Origin of the sequence: Rickettsia argasii T170-B (genome assembly GCF_000965185.1) — a bacterium.
Lineage (GTDB): Bacteria > Pseudomonadota > Alphaproteobacteria > Rickettsiales > Rickettsiaceae > Rickettsia > Rickettsia rickettsii.
In genome coordinates, this window is record NZ_LAOQ01000001.1 from 171,914 (window position 1) to 189,043 (window position 17,130).

Genomic DNA, 17,130 nt, shown 5'->3' on the forward strand with positions numbered 1-17,130 from the left:
AACGGCACAGTAATTAATGAAGGTGGAATTTTAACTCAAGAAGGTTATATTCTACAAGATACTCAAACAAGCTTAGGTGATCAACATAGTTTATTAAAAAAAACGAGATATTAATACTGAAAATCCTTTATATTTTAATGGAAAATTAGCAGTAATTTCATCTTTTGGTTCTGAAATTTGGTATCATTGGCTGCTACAAATTTTGCCTAGATTAATTATATTAAAAGAATCAGCTCTTGAATATGATCGTATCTATATTAATAATTTAAAATATTCATGGCAAATTAGGTCATTAGAAATAGTATTAAATTATTTAAATATACCGGAAGATAAGCTTTTTGTAGTAAATAGTGACTGTATAATTCAAGCTACTAGACTAATTGTTCCATCTGTACCGTTTATTCCGGTAAAAGGTACGCCTTTGCCTTTATGGTTAAAAAAAGATTTAAGAAATATTTTTATTAAAGATAATAGTAAAGCATACGATAAAATATATATTTCTCGTAAATACGCTTCTACCCGAAAAATAGTTAATGAAGAGGAATTAATAGAAAAAATTTAGAGATCCGGTTTTAAAGTAATATATCTAGAGCTATCCTTCTCGTATAAACAGGTCCAGCTTTTTAATAAAGCAAAAATAATAGTTGGATCGCACGGATCAGGATTTGCTAACTTTATTTTTGTGGCTCCAAAATGCAAAGTAGTAGAGATTGATCACGGTACAACTCCCTCTAGAAGTTTTTATAAAAGAATGGAAAATTATATGTCATGCGATTATTATCCTTTTTATGTAGATCAGACAACAGAAGAGCATTTAGAAGACAATATAAAGATCAATATTGATGAATTTATTAAGTTTCTTAGAGGTCATCTGTAAATAAATTTTAATTAGTAATTAAAGAGTTTTTTTAGCGAAAATTGAAGTTAATTCTTAAAATCATTATTTAATAAATAAGATTCGCTATTCATTTCATTTAGTCTTGAAGTAGTGCGTTTAAATTCTGCGGCTTGTGCTGAACCTTGATATATTTTATTTGGGTTATCTTCTAGGCTCATAAATAAGAGTATTTTATAGAAATAGGCATTATCGATAAAGTTGATAAATCTAACGGCTGTATTTGTATCGTTAGCATCGATAGTATGACGTTCCCCACTATAATAACGTTGAAATTTTGGCAAATATTAACATAATCGATATAGCTTAAGTCTCTTGTAAATAATTCATTATAATCTGTTACTAATATTCTTTTATGCACTTTTTGAAAGGATATTTCTCGACCTAGAACCTGTATATTTTGAGGAGCAAGATTATTATCACTAATATCCGTGATAATTTTTTCAAGTTTGTTTTGGTTTTCTAAAGTTAAAGGATAAATTATCCTTGCCTCTTTAACTCTTAACGCTTTATCAAATCGATAATCATGTTGATTATCTAGATATTTAACATAAAATGTATTATTGATTATCTTTATAAAAGGTAAGAAAGATTCTCGTTGTAATCCGTCTTTGTACAGATTATTGGGACTCGTGTTAGAAGTTATAAAAATAAAAATATTTTGCTTTATTAATTCATTAAATAATTTACCGATTATCATTGCATCAGTAATATCTTTAATTTCAAACTCATCTATACATAACACTTTAGTTTGTTTAGCATAGTTTTTAGCAATTTTAGGGATGATATCTTTCTGATTTGCTGTTTGTAATTTATGCATAGATTTATGAATTTCCTGCATAAAGTTCTGATAATGTACTATTATTTTAGGTGTGGTTAATTCTTCAAAAAAAGAATTCATGAGCATAGTTTTACCGCTGCCCACCGGACCGTATAAATAAATTCCGCTTTTTAAGTTGTTTTGATTAAAGAATTGGAATAAACTTTTAGGCTTATTAAGTGCTGTTGCCAGCTGTTTTAATTCTTCTCGTAAAGCAGTTTGTTTTGAATCTCGTATTAATAAAGTAGAGGATTTAATCATCCAAAATATTTTTTATCTAGTTTGTTATAGGTTTTTTCTAAAATGTCGTTCCTAGCTAAAAGCAGGAAGGCTTTGTTACGTGGATCAATTTCACCTCCGTCATCCCGTGGTTTGACCACGGGATCCAGTGAAAAATGCTAACCTTTAGCATTTTTTGTTATTTTTGCTAGATTGCCACGCTCCTTTTAGTTACTTGCAATGACGGTTGTGATTATCATTTCCTACATAAAAGCGTTGCATCGCCGTAGCTAAAAAAACGCATTGCTTCTTTTATAGCATATTTATATAATTCATGCATCTCTTTAAATCCGGCAAAAGCACATATAAGCATAAATAAAGTAGATTTAGGAAAATGGAAATTAGTAAGTAGCATATCGGCTGTTTGAAATTTAAAACCTGGGGTTATGAAAATATCGGTTTCAAAGCTACCTGCTTTTATGATGCCGTTATTGCAAGAACTCTCAAGTGTTCTAAGTGTTGTAGTGCCGACTGCGATAATACGTTTCCCTTCTTGCTTTGCTTTATTTATGATTTCAGCAGTGTCAGGAGTAATAGAGCAATATTCGGTATGCATTTTATGTTCATGAATATTTTCGGTTTTTACAGGTAAAAAAGTTCCAGCTCCCACATGTAATGTTAAAAATGTAGCTTGTATGCCTTCTGCCTTAAGCTTATCAAGTATATCCTTTGTAAAATGCAAACCTGCCGTCGGTGCTGCAACTGAACCTTCTATTTGGCTATAGACAGTTTGATAGCGGTCGTTGTCGTTTTGAGTGTTTGTCATCCCGTGGTTTGACCACGGTATCCAGTCATTATTTAAATATTTTTTGGATCCCGTAGTCGTAGCCACGGGATGACATAATGAGTGTGAACGCCTAATATAAACCGGTAGCGGCATCTCACCGTATTTATTTAAGAACTCGAATACAGAAATATCATTAAGCTCAAATTTTACTTTAATCTCACCCATTGCAAGTTTTTCGGTAATAATTACCTTATGATTATCAAAATAAAATTCATCATTTACATGAAGCTTTCGAGCTGGTTTAGCAAAAGCTGACCAACTATCATCTGATAATTTTTGATTCAAATTTATTGTAACATTTTTCCCCAAATTTAACTTTGCTTTTATTACCTTACTATTATTAAAGACTAATAAGTCCCCTTCTTTTAAGTAATCTATTATGTTGTAGAATTTGGTTTTAATAGGCGGCGTAACAGCAATTAGTAAATCTGAGTTATCACGTTCACTAGATGGATATTGTGCGATCAGTTCGCTTGGTAAATCAAAGTCAAAATCAGATAGTTTCATTTTTTAAATATTAGTGGCTAAAAAAGTGATTATAACAGCATATGACAATATTTAATATAATATTTTAGTTTATTGATTGCTTACTAATAAATAAACTATTTGTTGATAAAATGATTTTTTTCTGTACGATACAAAATACTATCAATTGAATCATTAAGGGAAATACTATGATAACCGATGATATAATTAGAAATAAATTTCATGAGATATTAAGCAGTAAAGATATAGAAGAACAGCAAAATATGGGATTTAATAATATATATAAAATAAAAAGATATGAATTTTTTAGAGAAAGTTTTGTCAAAGAATTCAAAGCTTTGATTAAAGATCCAAATACAAATATTTCTAGTGTGTCCAATATGGCATACTGCACTGTAGATAAAATAGCAAGATCTCCTGACACTGCTATAGTTAAAGCAATTTGTCAAGGTGATTATGATTTAGTTGATAGTATGTTAACCGCTTTAAATATTGATCCAAATACAGAAGTATATACATTGGAAGGTGAGGCTAAATCTTTTTTATATTTTGCGTGTCATAATAATCAGAAAGGGATAGTAAGGCTTCTACTTGCAAAAGGTGCAAATATAATCCTTGACCACAACAGCGGTATGACCGTTTTTCACACTGTCCTAACAGCTCAACATTTTGATATGGCAACATTTCTAATTGAAAATGGTGCGGATCCTAATTACGTAACAGGTGACAATATAACTTATTTAGAAATATGTACGTTCCTATACCCAAATATAGCCATGGTAACTAAATTGCTCGCTTATGGTGCTAATATGGAATTTATCCGTTGTGAAAAAACCGCATTTAAAAGTTTAGTAGACCTAACTAGAGAGCTTAATGATAGAGGAAGCAGAGTACAGATATGGTAAAAGTATTTTTACAATATGGTGCTAATCCGGATATACTCGATCTTGACGGTCAAATGGTCCGTGACAAGGAAGCAATTTATGCACCTCTGAAAGCTCTTTTAACGCTTGAATCCGTATTTCGTGAGAATAATTACAAGAAAATTAAGGCTATTGACAAGAAAGATTTAGCTGCATTTGTTCAATGGAAAGCAGCAATATTACCGGTTGTAAAAGATGTTTCTAAGGATGAGTATATAAAACGCCTATTAGAACTATATAAATTTTCAAATCAAATGAGTTTGGATTTGGATGATTCTATAAAACAACCATTAATAGAATTAGAGAAAAAGATAGCTAAATTGATACCGCCTTTAGAGTTTTTATGCATTTTAAAAATTGAAGATATTATTGATAGTAATTCTACAGATAAGATAGAATTACCTGAGAGTGCAATAAAAGCGATGACAGAGCACGGACTACTTCAAGTTGAAGCAACAGGAGAAATAGTGGCTCATAATGATTTAGTTTAAAGGTTGAGGCTGGTATTATGTCATTCCTGCGAAAGCAGGAATGACATAATACATGGGTAATACCTCCTCACACTATTAACCCTTTAACTTGAGAGTTCCATAATTTTTGATATAGCTTACTATTTTTTAGTAATTCTGTATGTCTACCGTCATCGATTATACTTCCCTTTTCAAAAACTAAAATTCTATCCATATTGAGTAAAGTAGATATCTGTGGGCAATGACTATCACGGTTTTATTTTGCATTAAATAATCCATTGACTCTTGAATCAGGCTTTCCGTCTCGCTATCTAAGCTACTTGTTGCTTCATCGAGAATTAAAATAGGAGCATTTTTTAAGATGGCTCTTGCTATGATAATTCTTTGACGTTGACCGCCTGATAAGTTATTCCCCCGTTCACCGCACATAGTATCGTAACCGTTCGGTAGATTATCGATAACATCATGAATATGTGCAGCTTTTGCTGCTTCTATAACCTCCTCAAGAGTAGCTTCTTTTTTCCCGTATCTGATATTGTCCAAAATGGTACGATGAAAAAGCACCGGTTCTTGAGGTATAAGGCTAATGGCTTTTCTTAAAGAATCTTGAGTTACGTTTTTAATATTTTGATTATCTATTAAAATCATTCCTTCTTCTATATCATGTAACCTAGTGAGTAAACTAATAAAAGTGGTTTTCCCTGAACCTGAAAATCCAATTAGTCCTACTTTTTGTTTACTCGGTATTAATACCGATTTATTATAAAATAGATTGTTATTATGATGATAATTAAATGTAACATTTCTAAATTCAATAACCCCTTCTTTGATATCTAATGGAGTAGCGTTTTCAATATCAGTTATAATATGCGGTGCCATTAAAGATAAGCCTTGATTAAATGCCCCGACCTGCTCGAACATATCACCGATTTCTTGTGTTAAATCCCAAATATCGTCTGCTACATTTATACATAATGTTAGCACTAATACGCAATCACCTATGCTTATAGATAATTCGTTACGAAGTTTAGATAAATAATAAATCATTATAAAAATCATTATTGAACAAGAAGTCCCAAGAGCATAACGCAATTTGAACATAAAGAATTGCATAGTCTGCTCATCGGCTACGGCATTTTCTACTCTTGTTTCTAGATGTTGACGTTCAAATTTATGGGCTGTAAACATTCTAACCGCATTAATGTTGCTAATTGCATCTACGATACTGCCGGCAACAAAAGATTGGCTTCTAGCATAATTTAATGAGTATTTATTGATTTTATTGGAGAAAAGAACACTAAGTCCTAAAAAAACCGTAATCCATAAAATAAATATCGTAGCAAAAACGTAATGTACCGAATATAAAGCAATTAATGCAAATACAATAATAGCGAGTTTACGAAGAATTTTTTCACCGAATATTGAAATAATCATCTCAAACGATCTTGCAGTTTCGGTAATACGATTGCTAATATGTCCTGCTAGATTATCCTGAAAGAATTTATGGCTATGATATTGGGTATAATTATAAAGTTCATTTAGTATTTTCCCTTTTATTACGGGCATAGTCTTGAGATACAAATAATCATATGAACGATATGCTATATTAATACTCTCCCACCAAAGAGCATAAAATACTGCCCAGTAAATCATGGAAGATAAAAGATTATTAGCGTTCTTATCGCTGAAAGATTCTATTAAATCAATGATTTTCTGAAGTAATATACTATCAATCGCCGGAATCATACCGAGTAAAATACAAATTACAGTCAATAAAGTCATTTTAACTTTATCAAATTTTAAAAAATAAATACCTAAGCTAAATGTTGATTTAGATAAAGTAGGGTATTTTATCACGATAATGTACCTCGATTTTAAAATAATATATTAATTCGTGTTATTTTGGAGCATATTTTAATTTAATTATTTTAAAATATACCTAAAAATATTAAATCTGTGGAAAAATAATAAACAAGCCTTGCTTCTTACCTTAAATAATGCTACAAAATTCAGAAAATAACTTCAACATCATTAGAAATGCAAGAAAAAGAATTATCTAATAATTTTTTAGAAGAACAAGAAAAGTCTAAGGAAGACGATTCTCCGTTCTTTGATGTAAAATATATTTGTCAAGCAAGTTTATTAATTACGGATTCTATCCGAAAAGGGTATGATGTAACGCAATTGCCCAATGGTGATATTAATGTTACAGAAGTAAGAATAGTAAATGTTCATTATAATTGGAACTCCGAAAAAGGAAAATTTGTTAAAACTAATCAGATAGAATTTAATAATAGCAAAGGTTGATAATGAAATCAAATATTGTATACTCGTTTAATTTGAAAAATTGGTTACGTCGTCCTATAAGTACTGTGGTATTCACGTATTAAGTATACGTTATTACACTGGGAGTATATTGTTATTGTCACAAAGCTTATTATCTTAAAACAGTAGCCTAAATATGGAATTTGATCAAGGATTATTATCAAGGATTCAATTTGCTTTTACCATAAGTTTTCATATAATATTCCCTGCTTTTACTATAGGGCTTGCAAGCTTTTTAGCGGTAATTGAAGGGTTATGGTTGAAAACAAAAAAGCCGGTTTATCAAGAAATATACAAATTTTGGGTGAAGATTTTTGCCGTTACTTTCGGTATGGGAGTAGTTTCGGGCGTTGTAATGTCTTATCAATTCGGTACTAACTGGTCGAATTTTTCAGATAAGGTTGGAAATGTCCTCGGTCCGCTTCTCGGTTTTGAAGTATTTACTGCCTTTTTCCTCGAATCTTCTTTTTTAGGTATAATGTTATTCGGCTTTAATAAAGTCAGTAAAAAAGTACATTTTATTTCTACGTTAATAGTTGCCTTTGGTACTGTAATCTCAGCTTTTTGGATACTTGCAGCTAGTAGCTGGATGCATACGCCTGCTGGTTTTGAACTGCGAGGCGAAGGATTCTTTTATCCTTTAAATTGGCTAGAAATTATCTTTAACCCTTCTTTCCCATATCGCTTTTTCCATATGATTACGGCGGCTTATTTAACTACTTCTTTTGTTATTGGTGGTGTAGCTAGCTTTTATTTACTAAATAATCGTTATAAAGAGCATGCTAAAATTATGCTTTTTATGGCGGTGTTAATGGCGTTAACCGTTGCACCTATTCAAATAGTTATTGGTGATCTGCATGGTTTAAATACTCTTAAATATCAGCCGGTCAAGGTCTCGGCTATGGAAGGTATTTGGAATACAGAAAAAGGGGCAGCTTTTAATCTTATCGGCTTTCCTGACGGGGAAGAAGAAAAAACAAAATATGCTGTAGAAATACCTTATGCTAGTAGTTTAATCTTAACGCATAGTTTAGACGGTGAAGTGAAAGGATTAAAAGAATGGACAAAAGAAGAGCGTCCGCCAGTTGCAGTAGTATTTTTTAGCTTTCGTATTATGGTAGGAATCGGTTGCTTAATGGTATTTATAGGTGTTGTAGGGTTATATCTTTACTTGAAGAAAAGATTATATACTACGCATTGGTTTCAATATTGGTATATATTAATGTCACCTTCAGGTTTTATTGCAGTACTTGCCGGTTGGTTCGTAACCGAGGTAGGTAGACAACCTTATATAGTATATAATATTTTAAAAACCGTGGATACGGTATCACCGGTACTCGGCAAATATGTATTTATTTCTCTAATTGCTTTTATAGTAGTGTATGTGATCATTTTCGGAGCGGGTATATATTATATAATGCATTTGATAAAGAAAGGTATAGAAGTGATAGATAATAAGAAATGTACGGAGAGAGTGGTTTGAATAACCCATTATTAGAAAAGTAATAAGCTTATGTTAAATTTTGCACCTTATATAGATTTACCGCTTGTTTGGGGTGGGCTTATAGCTACCGCTATTTGTTTATATGTTTTATTAGACGGTTTTGATTTAGGAGTAGGAATCTTATTTCCGTTTGCACCTACTGATGATTGCCGTCATAAAATGATCAATTCTATTGTTCCTGTTTGGGACGGTAACGAAACTTGGTTAGTACTTGGCGGCGGTGGTTTATTTGCGGCTTTCCCGTTGGCATATTCGCTATTAATGCCGGCTTTATATATTCCTATTATATTGATGTTACTCGGTCTAATATTTCGTGGTGTAGCTTTTGAATTCCGTTTTAAGGCTCATATAGGTCATCGTTATATTTGGGACTACGCTTTTCATTTTGGTTCTATGCTTACTGTTTTTTGTCAAGGTTTAATGCTTGGTACGTTTGTCCAAGGAATAGAGATAGAAGGACGAGAATTTGCAGGAGGGAGCTTTGATTTTCTTACTCCCTTTTCCGTTATGACGGGGATAGCATTAATATTCGGTTATGCACTATTGGGTGCTACTTGGCTTATTCTGAAAACAGAAAAGACAACACAAGATTGGGCTTATAAATCTGTTTTATATATTTTATTTTACGTTGCACTTTTTATGGGGCTTGTAAGCTTATGGGTTCCTTTCTTAAATAACCACATAAATCATCGTTGGTTTAGTGTACCTAATATTTACTATTTATCTATTGTACCTATTGTAACTGCTTTAATATTTATCAAGTTAATTAAAGCCGTTAAGCAGAAAAAAGAAGTAAAGCCGTTTATTTATACGATCTTGTTATTTTTATTAGGATATTTAGGGCTCGCGATAAGCATATGGCCATATATCGTTCCTTATAAAGTTACGCTTGAAACTGCAGCAGCAGCACCGGAGTCACAGTCTTTACTGTTGATAGGGGCTGGGATATTCCTACCTGTCATACTTGGCTACACATTCTATTGTTATTATATATTCCGTGGCAAATCATCTCATCATCCGATATATTAAAAAATTTAAGAAAATAACCTCTTGTCTCAAAGGGTGGCAATGGTTTATTATCCTATGGCTTAGCGGATTATTATCCACATTACTTTTAACTTATGTAGTTAAGCTGGTGTTTATGGTGATAATAGGAATATAACCTTGACAAAACGTACTGTTTATAGTACGTTATTAATATTAAGTCTCACTAATTATAAGGAAAAAATAATGGAAATATATAATACAAGCGAAGCAAGAAGTAAGCTTTATAAACTTATAGATTATGTTTCTGATGTACACAAACCTGTTTATATTAAAGGTAAAAGAAATAATGTAGTTATAATTTCAGAAGAAGATTATCGTAATATGGAAGAAACTTTATATTTATTATCTATTCCAAATATGCATAAGTCTCTAATTGAAGGACGCGCAGAGCCTATAGCAAAGTGTAGCGATAAATTAAATTGGTAATTTTTTATAAATGTATATAATTCGTTATACTACACAAGCACAAAAAGATGCTAAGAAAATAGTGCAAGCCGGTTTAAAGAATAAAGTAGAAGTTTTATTAAACATAGTTAGTACTGATCCTTGGAAAATTTACCCTCCATATGAAAAGCTCGTTGGTGACTTTAGCGGTTGTTATTCAAGAAGAATTAATATTCAACATAGGTTGGTTTATGAAGTTTACAAACAAGAAAAAGTTGTAAAAATTCTTAGAATGTATACGCATTATGAATAAGTCATTAACTGAAAAAATCTCAGCATTTATTATTACCAAAAATGAATCCGCAAGGGTAGCACGAGCTATAAATAGCGTAAAAAATATTACTGATGAGGTGATAGTAGTCGATAGCGAAAGTACTGATGATACGGTAGCAATAGCTGAAAAATTAGGAGCAAAGGTAGTAATAAAACCGTGGCTTGGTTATGTAGGACAAAAATCTTTTGCCGAAAGCCTTTGCGTAAATGATTGGGTTCTTAATATTGATGCCGATGAGGAGTTGTCTAAAGAGTTACAAGACGAAATAGAGTATATTTTTGCCTCTCATAATCAAGATCGTTATTTAGCTTATCAAATAAAGCTGTTAATAATGCATCGTAATGACCAAAAGCCACGAATGTTTGCTCCATTTAATAAATGTACTCGGTTGTATAATAAAAAATTTGCAAGCTTTGCAAATACCATAAATAGTACTACTCATGATTCGGTAATATTTAATAAAGATGTTGATTTTGCAGGTAAAATTTATCTATTAAATGAAGCTGCTTATCATTATTCGGGTACTTCAATTGAGCAGTTGGTCACTAAAGCAAATTTTTATTCTAGCGAGCAAGCAAAAGATTTAGTTAAGCAAGGAAAAAAGCTTTCAAATTTTCGTTTAACAACTGAAATGATATGGTGGTTTTTTAAAGCGTTTTTTATCAGACGCTATTTTGTATTTGGTTTTGACGGTTTTGTAGATTCAATAATTTTTGCTTTTGCAAGATTTCTAAGGCTTACGAAGTTAAGAGAGTCATCGCTTAAATCAAAAAACGTCATTGCGAGCGACTATAAGGAGCGTGGCAATCTCATGAAGTAATATAAAATTCCTGAGATTGCCACGTCGATGCTATGCATCTCCTCGCAATGACAATTTAGAAAATAAAAGATAAATTATGAAAGAAAATTTTAATGTTAGTAAATTAAAAAACGGTTTGACAATTTTAACATATAATATGCCTTATGTTAATTCGGTAGCAATAAATTTAATTGCTAAAGTTGGAGCACGTTATGAGAATGCAGAAGAGGACGGCATATCTCACTTTCTTGAGCATATGGCTTTTAAAGGTACAAAAGCTAGAACGGCAAAACAGATAGTGGAAGAGTTTGACTCTATAGGTGGACATTTTAATGCCTATACCGGTCATGAGAATACGGTATATTATGCACGAGTCTTGTCTGAAAATTGTGATAAAGCACTTAATATACTTGCCGATATAATTCAAAATTCTATTTTTGCTGATGAGGAAATAGCTAAGGAATATCAGGTGATCATGCAGGAAATTGCTCATCATCAGGATAATCCAAATGACCTAGTATATGAGACATTTTATAATAAAGTTTATAGAGAACAACCGTTGGGTAAGTCAATCTTAGGTACTGCTAAAACCCTTGCAACTTTTACGAAAGAACATTTTTTTAATTTTATAGATAAACATTATAATGCTGAAAATCTCTATTTATCAATTGCCGGTAATATTGATCATGATAAAATAGTAATTATAGCGGAACAGTTATTTTCTTCTTTGAAGCAAGGAGTAAAAAGTAGCTTTATTCCGGCAAAATATATAGGCGGAAACGGCTTTATTAATAAGGAGTTAGAGCAAACTAGTTTAGTGCTAGGGTTTGAAGGTACATCATATATTAATTTAGAAAAGCTTTACCAAACCCATCTACTTTCTATAATATTCGGTGGCGGTATGTCATCGCGTTTATTTCAAAGTATTCGTGAGAAATTAGGTTTAGCATATGCAGTAGGTAGTTATAATAGTGCTTATTTTGATAGTGGAGTGTTTACAATTTATGCATCCACTGCACATGATAAATTAGAATTATTATATAGAGAGATTAAAAACGAAATAATAAAAATGACTGAACAAGTAAGCACAGAAGAGATTCTTAGAGCTAAAACACAACTGCGTAGTAATTTACAAATGGCTCAAGAGAAAAATACCTATAAGTCAGAAGAAATAGGTAAAAATTATTCTGTTTTCGGTCAATATATTTCTCCTGAAGAGATTATGGAAATTATCATGAGCATAAAAGCTGATGATATTATTAATACGGCAAATAAAATATTTAGTGGTACTACTACGTCGGCAATTATCGGTCCGAATGATCTTCAGGGATTTTAATGATATGCTTGTGTGGATACCAGAGTCGTCATTGCGAGCGGCCGTAGGCTGCGTGGCAATCTCATGAAATAATAACAAGTTCCTGAGATTGCTTCGTCAATTACTTCGTAATTTTCTCGCAATGACGAGGAAAATGAATTTTGAGACAAATAAATGAAAAAAAAATTATATGAAGGTTCAAGTAAAATTTTATATTCTGCCGAAGAAGATTTTTTACTTATAATGGCTTTTTCCGATAAGGCTATTTTGGAAACAGGTGAGATTGTTGATATATCAGGTAAAGGAGTACTTAATAATAATATTTCTTCCTTTCTAATGGATAAACTGGAAATGATCGGCATTGAAAATCATTTTATCGAAAAAATAAATATGAGGGAGCAATTAATTCAATATGTTGAGGTTTTCCCGATACAAGTAATAATATCATCAGTAGCGTGCAGTAGATTTGTAAAAGAATTCGGAATTGATGAAGGGTATGTATTTGATAAACCTATCATTGATTTTAAGGTCCGAAGTCGTGAATTTAAATATCCGATAGTTAATGAGTATCAAATATCAAATTTCGGCTGGTTAACTAGGGATGAAATTAAAGCGGTAAAAGAGCAGGCTTTGCGTATATATGATTTTCTAAGCGGCTTATTTATCGGTGTCGGGATTCGGCTTGTTGAGTGTAAATTAGAATTTGGGCGTGTGTTTAACGGTGAAGAATCTATCATTATGTTAACTGATGAAATTAGTCCGGATAATTGTAGATTATGGCATATTAACAGTAATGAAAAATTGGGATTTGAATTGCTTGAAAAAGAACCAAATAAGGTTTTTGAATCATATCAGCTAATAGCTGATCGTTTAAAAGAAAAATAAATATATTTTTTAAGCGATATATGCTATTTTGAACTGTTTAAGGTTTTATTACAAAGTTCGGTTTTTCGTCATTGCGAGGAAAAACTGTAAGTTTTGACGAAGCAATCTCAGGAGCTTGTTATTATTTCATGAGATTGCCACGCAGCCTACGGCTGCTTGCAATGACGATTAGGTGTCTACGCAGGAACAACATTTCTGATTTTTAATAATTTTTTACAGTAAAAAAGATGAAAATACGATTTATTATAATAAGCTTTATAGCTCTAATCCTAGTAGGGTGGGGATATGCTGCCTATAAATTTGAACATCAAAGTAAAGAAAATATTATCTCTATTCTTGATAAATATGAAGAATATATAACTTATGATGCAATAAAAGTTAATAAATATGGATTTAGTGTTACTTTAAATAAAGTAATGTTAAAACCTATAGATTTTTATTTTGATGAAATAGTTATTAGACATATACCGTTTTTGAATATTACAAAAATTGATTCTTACGGAAATAATGTAAAAATTACTACCGCTCAAGATGAAAAAAATATTTTTTACTCACCTGATCATCATACAACAATTTGGTTTAGAAAATCTTTGTTTAATAGAGAGCCTGATTATTGGAAATTAAGCTTGAGTGACAATAAATCAACTCTTTATAGTTCTCTAGATGCAGAAAAATTAGCAGAGAGTGATATTAGTAATTCTGTAATTACTAATACTAAGACATCGGATAACCTTAATTTGTTAATTTTGGATGGAAAAAATACTGTTTCTTTTATTTCTGAAAATTACAGAAGAAATTTATATGATAAAATTTTTGAATTTTTGAGAGATCAAATAGCTAATGACTCTGATACTGCTTTCTTTGAGTATGGTTTGACAAAGTTAGATATATTGAATTTACCTATTTCTTACAATTCCAAATTAAAACTAAAATATAGTGATGAGTTAGTAGCGCTTGGGAAATTATTAATTCAAAATTTTTCTCTAGATCAAAAGCAAGATGAGAATATGCATGCTGTTATTTTTATGCAGATGTTAGGAGAATTAGTAAAAGGTAAGCCGTTTTTATTTGCTTGTGATATTGAAAGAAAAGGAAAAGTAGAAAGTAATTTATATAAATTAAATATAGAAAAAGATAAAATTTTTGATTTTGCTTTACATATTAAATCTACTATAGAACCTTCTGAAACATACCAAAAAACGGCAGCTGAAGCTTTAGGAAGCTACTTTAGTAATGGTTTAAACAAAAGAGCTGAGTTAGATAAAATTTTTAAACTAACTAGCCCTATTACTCAAGAAGATGGGGAAAGAGTAATGGGTGTTTTTGCAAAAATAAATAATTCCGAATTTAATTTAAAAGGTGAGTTTGATCCTGAAGCAAAAAAATTATCCGGTAAAACTAATCTTGTAATGGATGATTTTAATTTTGCTATTGATATTGATATGCCTACTATAGATAATCCTCTGAATCTAGAAAGCGTAATAAAATTATCGGATCCGAGTGCGGTTATAAATAATTTTGTGCATTATACTAATAATGCTATTGTACCGGTGCTTAATAAAATAGAAGATTCTAAGGAATTTGCTTTAAATCTAGGAAAACAATCTTCAGTAATAAAGCAATACGGCTTTAGGGCAATAGAAGTTTTTAGTAAAAATTCTGAATTAAAAGACGGTGAATCTTTAGTCGTGGATGTAAAAAGTAAAGACGTCGGACTAACCTTTAACGATAAAGCTATTGATCAGATCCTTAGTGATACAAGAGTATTAGAATTTATGAATGCCATGGCTATGATAGATCAAGAAAGAAAGTAGTCTAAGTGTCATTCCTGCTTTTGCAGGAATGAAATAAGAGCTACGAGATAAGGTCTACAAGTAAAAAATTTGAAGAAAAAATAAGTTATAAAAGAATGATTAATATTTTCTTTCCCGATGGGAGTATAAAACAATTTGCAAAAAACATTACCGCCTATGAAGTAGCAAGTGCAATTTCAATGTCACTTGCTAAAGCAGCAATGGTTGCTGAAATAAACGGTGAGCTTCAAGACTTAAGTATCGTAATTGAAAATGATTGCAAGCTTCGTATTTTAACTGCGAAAGATCCTGAATGTCTCGAGATAATAAGGCACGATGCGGCACATTTAACAGCAGAAGCAGTAAAGGAACTATTCCCTGAAACTCAGGTAACGATTGGTCCTGCAATTGAAAACGGTTATTATTACGATTTTGCTCGTGATAAACCTTTTACCACTGATGATTTAGCCGTTATAGAAGCTAAAATGCAAGAACTTTCACAAAAGAACGAGCAAGTAACAAGAGAGCTATGGGATAGGGATAAAGCCGTAGAGTTTTTTAAATCGATAGGAGAGCATTATAAAGCCGAAATTATTGATTCAATTCCGGCAGGTGAGCCAATTACTTTATACAGGCAAGGTAATTTTATTGATCTATGCCGAGGCCCACATGCTCCTTCTACAGGGGGTGTTAAGTATTTTAAGTTGATGAAAGTTGCAGGAGCATATTGGCGAGGTGATAGTCGTAATGAGATGTTGCAGCGTATATACGGCACTGCTTGGGCCACGAAGGAGCAGCTAGATAGTTACCTCTTGATGCTTGAAGAAGCCGAAAAGCGTGATCATAGAAAGCTTGGGCGTGAGCTTGATTTATTCCACTTCCAAGAAGAAGCTCAAGGAATGGTATTTTGGCATGATAAAGGCTGGAGTATATATAATACCATTGAGCAGTATATTAGGAAAAAGATTCGTAAAAACGGTTATACCGAAGTTAAGACTCCTGTTTTGGTCGATAAAAGCCTTTGGGAGGCTTCAGGACATTGGGAAAAGTTTCGTGATGATATGTTTGCGTTAGAAACAGACGACAAGACATTAGCTTTGAAGCCGATGAATTGCCCTTGCCACGTGCAGATTTTCAAACAAGGTATCAAGAGTTACCGTGATTTACCTCTTCGTATGTCGGAGTTTGGTTTGTGCCATCGTAATGAGGCATCCGGTGCGTTGCACGGTTTAATGAGAGTGCGGAGTTTAGTGCAAGACGATGCACATATATTTTGTGCTGCGGAACAAATTACCGATGAAACGGTTAATTTTTGTAAATTACTGACTGAAGTTTATAAGGATTTCGGCTTTACTGATATAAAGGTAAAATTCTCTGATCGTCCTGAAATCAGAGCAGGGAGCAATGAAGTTTGGGATAAGGCTGAGAATGCTTTAAAAGAAGCAGTAGAACAAGCAGGGTTTACTTATACACTAAACCCGGGCGAGGGGGCATTTTACGGTCCGAAGCTTGAGTTTGTATTAATCGATGCGATAGGGCGGCAATGGCAATGCGGTACGCTTCAGATGGATTTTGTTTTGCCGGAGCGGTTAGACGCTAGCTATGTTGCAGCAAGCGGAGAGAAAAAAAGACCCGTAATGCTACATAGAGCGATTCTTGGCTCACTTGAGCGTTTTATTGGTATATTGATCGAAGAATATGCAGGTAGGTTTCCGCTTTGGCTTGCACCAGTGCAGGTTGCTATTGCAACTATTACCAGCGATTTGAACGATTATGCTTTGGAAGTGCATAAAGCTTTAATTGATAACGGGGTAAGAACAGATTTTAATATCTCACCTGATAAAATTAACTATAAGATTCGTGAGTTTTCTAATCAAAAAATACCGATAATTGCAGTAATCGGTAAACAAGAGCAAGAAAATAAACAAGTAGTGATTAGAAGGCTCGGAACTACTGACCAAGAAGTATTATCTGTTAAGCAGTTAATAGCTGTGGTTAAAGAAGAGAATGAGAAATATTTGTAGATTTTAAATCTAAAGGATTATATAAGATAATAATACGTATCATAGGGATATGATATCCTA

At 32.2% G+C, this 17,130-nt stretch carries 13 protein-coding genes and 5 pseudogenes; 15 read left to right on the top strand and 3 right to left on the bottom strand.

The features are described from left to right. Positions 1-202 precede the first annotated feature (202 nt). Both RAT170B_RS00855 and RAT170B_RS10950 read left to right on the top strand, forming a co-directional pair. Positions 203-646, top strand: a pseudogene (locus RAT170B_RS00855) (glycosyltransferase family 61 protein); the annotation flags it as partial. Between the two features lie 36 nt (positions 647-682). Further along, positions 683-877, top strand: a complete 195-nt coding sequence (locus tag RAT170B_RS10950; protein WP_261368645.1) for a hypothetical protein — start codon at positions 683-685, stop codon at positions 875-877. A gap of 47 nt (positions 878-924) precedes the next feature. On the opposite strand, the pseudogene zapE reads toward RAT170B_RS10950, so the two are convergent. Together zapE and queA are read right to left on the bottom strand one after the other, a co-directional pair. Continuing rightward, positions 925-1,976 (bottom strand): annotated as a pseudogene (gene zapE / locus RAT170B_RS00860) (cell division protein ZapE). 214 nt (positions 1,977-2,190) lie between these two features. Next, positions 2,191-3,288, bottom strand: a complete 1,098-nt coding sequence (gene queA, locus RAT170B_RS00870; protein ID WP_045805349.1) for a tRNA preQ1(34) S-adenosylmethionine ribosyltransferase-isomerase QueA — start codon at positions 3,286-3,288, stop codon at positions 2,191-2,193. Between the two features lie 167 nt (positions 3,289-3,455). On the opposite strand from queA, the pseudogene RAT170B_RS11970 reads away from it, so the two are divergent. The 3 genes and pseudogenes from RAT170B_RS11970 to RAT170B_RS10960 all read left to right on the top strand — a co-directional run. After that, positions 3,456-3,923: pseudogene (locus RAT170B_RS11970) on the top strand (ankyrin repeat domain-containing protein); the annotation flags it as partial. Beyond that, entirely contained in the window at positions 3,900-4,172 is a 273-nt protein-coding gene (locus RAT170B_RS11975) for a hypothetical protein (RefSeq protein WP_315849878.1), read from the top strand. The pseudogene RAT170B_RS11970 and the gene RAT170B_RS11975, both read left to right, overlap by 24 nt. Further along, positions 4,166-4,681 carry a hypothetical protein gene (locus tag RAT170B_RS10960; RefSeq protein ID WP_261368619.1) on the top strand — a complete coding sequence of 172 codons (516 nt, stop codon included), beginning with the start codon at positions 4,166-4,168 and terminating at the stop codon, positions 4,679-4,681. Before RAT170B_RS11975 ends, RAT170B_RS10960 begins: the two co-directional genes overlap by 7 nt. A 67-nt stretch (positions 4,682-4,748) precedes the next feature. Here RAT170B_RS10960 and RAT170B_RS00890 read toward each other — a convergent pair. Further along, positions 4,749-6,517: pseudogene (locus tag RAT170B_RS00890) on the bottom strand (ABC transporter ATP-binding protein). A 180-nt stretch (positions 6,518-6,697) separates the two neighbouring features. On the opposite strand from RAT170B_RS00890, the gene RAT170B_RS00895 reads away from it, so the two are divergent. The 10 genes and pseudogenes from RAT170B_RS00895 to thrS all read left to right on the top strand — a co-directional run bounded on the left by RAT170B_RS00895 (position 6,698) and on the right by thrS (position 17,070). After that, on the top strand, positions 6,698-6,967 hold the full coding sequence (locus tag RAT170B_RS00895) for a DUF2671 domain-containing protein (protein ID WP_014013989.1): 270 nt from the start codon (positions 6,698-6,700) through the stop codon (positions 6,965-6,967). A gap of 154 nt (positions 6,968-7,121) precedes the next feature. Then, a pseudogene (locus RAT170B_RS00900) lies at positions 7,122-8,491 on the top strand (cytochrome ubiquinol oxidase subunit I). 7 nt (positions 8,492-8,498) lie between these two features. Continuing rightward, positions 8,499-9,518, top strand: coding sequence for a cytochrome d ubiquinol oxidase subunit II (cydB, locus tag RAT170B_RS00905; protein ID WP_045805350.1), 1,020 nt, complete (start codon positions 8,499-8,501; stop codon positions 9,516-9,518). Between the two features lie 201 nt (positions 9,519-9,719). Then, positions 9,720-9,962 carry a type II toxin-antitoxin system Phd/YefM family antitoxin gene (locus RAT170B_RS00910; protein WP_014013992.1) on the top strand — a complete coding sequence of 81 codons (243 nt, stop codon included), beginning with the start codon at positions 9,720-9,722 and terminating at the stop codon, positions 9,960-9,962. A gap of 10 nt (positions 9,963-9,972) precedes the next feature. After that, a complete protein-coding gene (locus RAT170B_RS00915; RefSeq protein ID WP_012152537.1) occupies positions 9,973-10,233 on the top strand; it encodes a Txe/YoeB family addiction module toxin in 261 nt (86 codons plus the stop codon). Beyond that, a complete protein-coding gene (locus tag RAT170B_RS00920) occupies positions 10,226-11,074 on the top strand; it encodes a glycosyltransferase family 2 protein (protein ID WP_014013993.1) in 849 nt (282 codons plus the stop codon). Before RAT170B_RS00915 ends, RAT170B_RS00920 begins: the two co-directional genes overlap by 8 nt. 76 nt (positions 11,075-11,150) lie before the next feature. After that, complete coding sequence (locus RAT170B_RS00925; protein WP_045805351.1) at positions 11,151-12,389, top strand: M16 family metallopeptidase; 1,239 nt, start codon at positions 11,151-11,153, stop codon at positions 12,387-12,389. A gap of 153 nt (positions 12,390-12,542) precedes the next feature. After that, positions 12,543-13,253 (top strand): phosphoribosylaminoimidazolesuccinocarboxamide synthase, encoded by a 711-nt coding sequence (locus tag RAT170B_RS00930; protein WP_045805352.1) that lies wholly within the window; start codon positions 12,543-12,545, stop codon positions 13,251-13,253. 227 nt (positions 13,254-13,480) lie between these two features. Continuing rightward, on the top strand, positions 13,481-15,067 hold the full coding sequence (locus RAT170B_RS00935; RefSeq protein WP_045805353.1) for a hypothetical protein: 1,587 nt from the start codon (positions 13,481-13,483) through the stop codon (positions 15,065-15,067). 95 nt (positions 15,068-15,162) lie between these two features. Beyond that, a complete protein-coding gene (thrS, locus tag RAT170B_RS00940) occupies positions 15,163-17,070 on the top strand; it encodes a threonine--tRNA ligase (RefSeq protein ID WP_014013997.1) in 1,908 nt (635 codons plus the stop codon). The last annotated feature ends 60 nt before the right edge of the window (positions 17,071-17,130 follow it).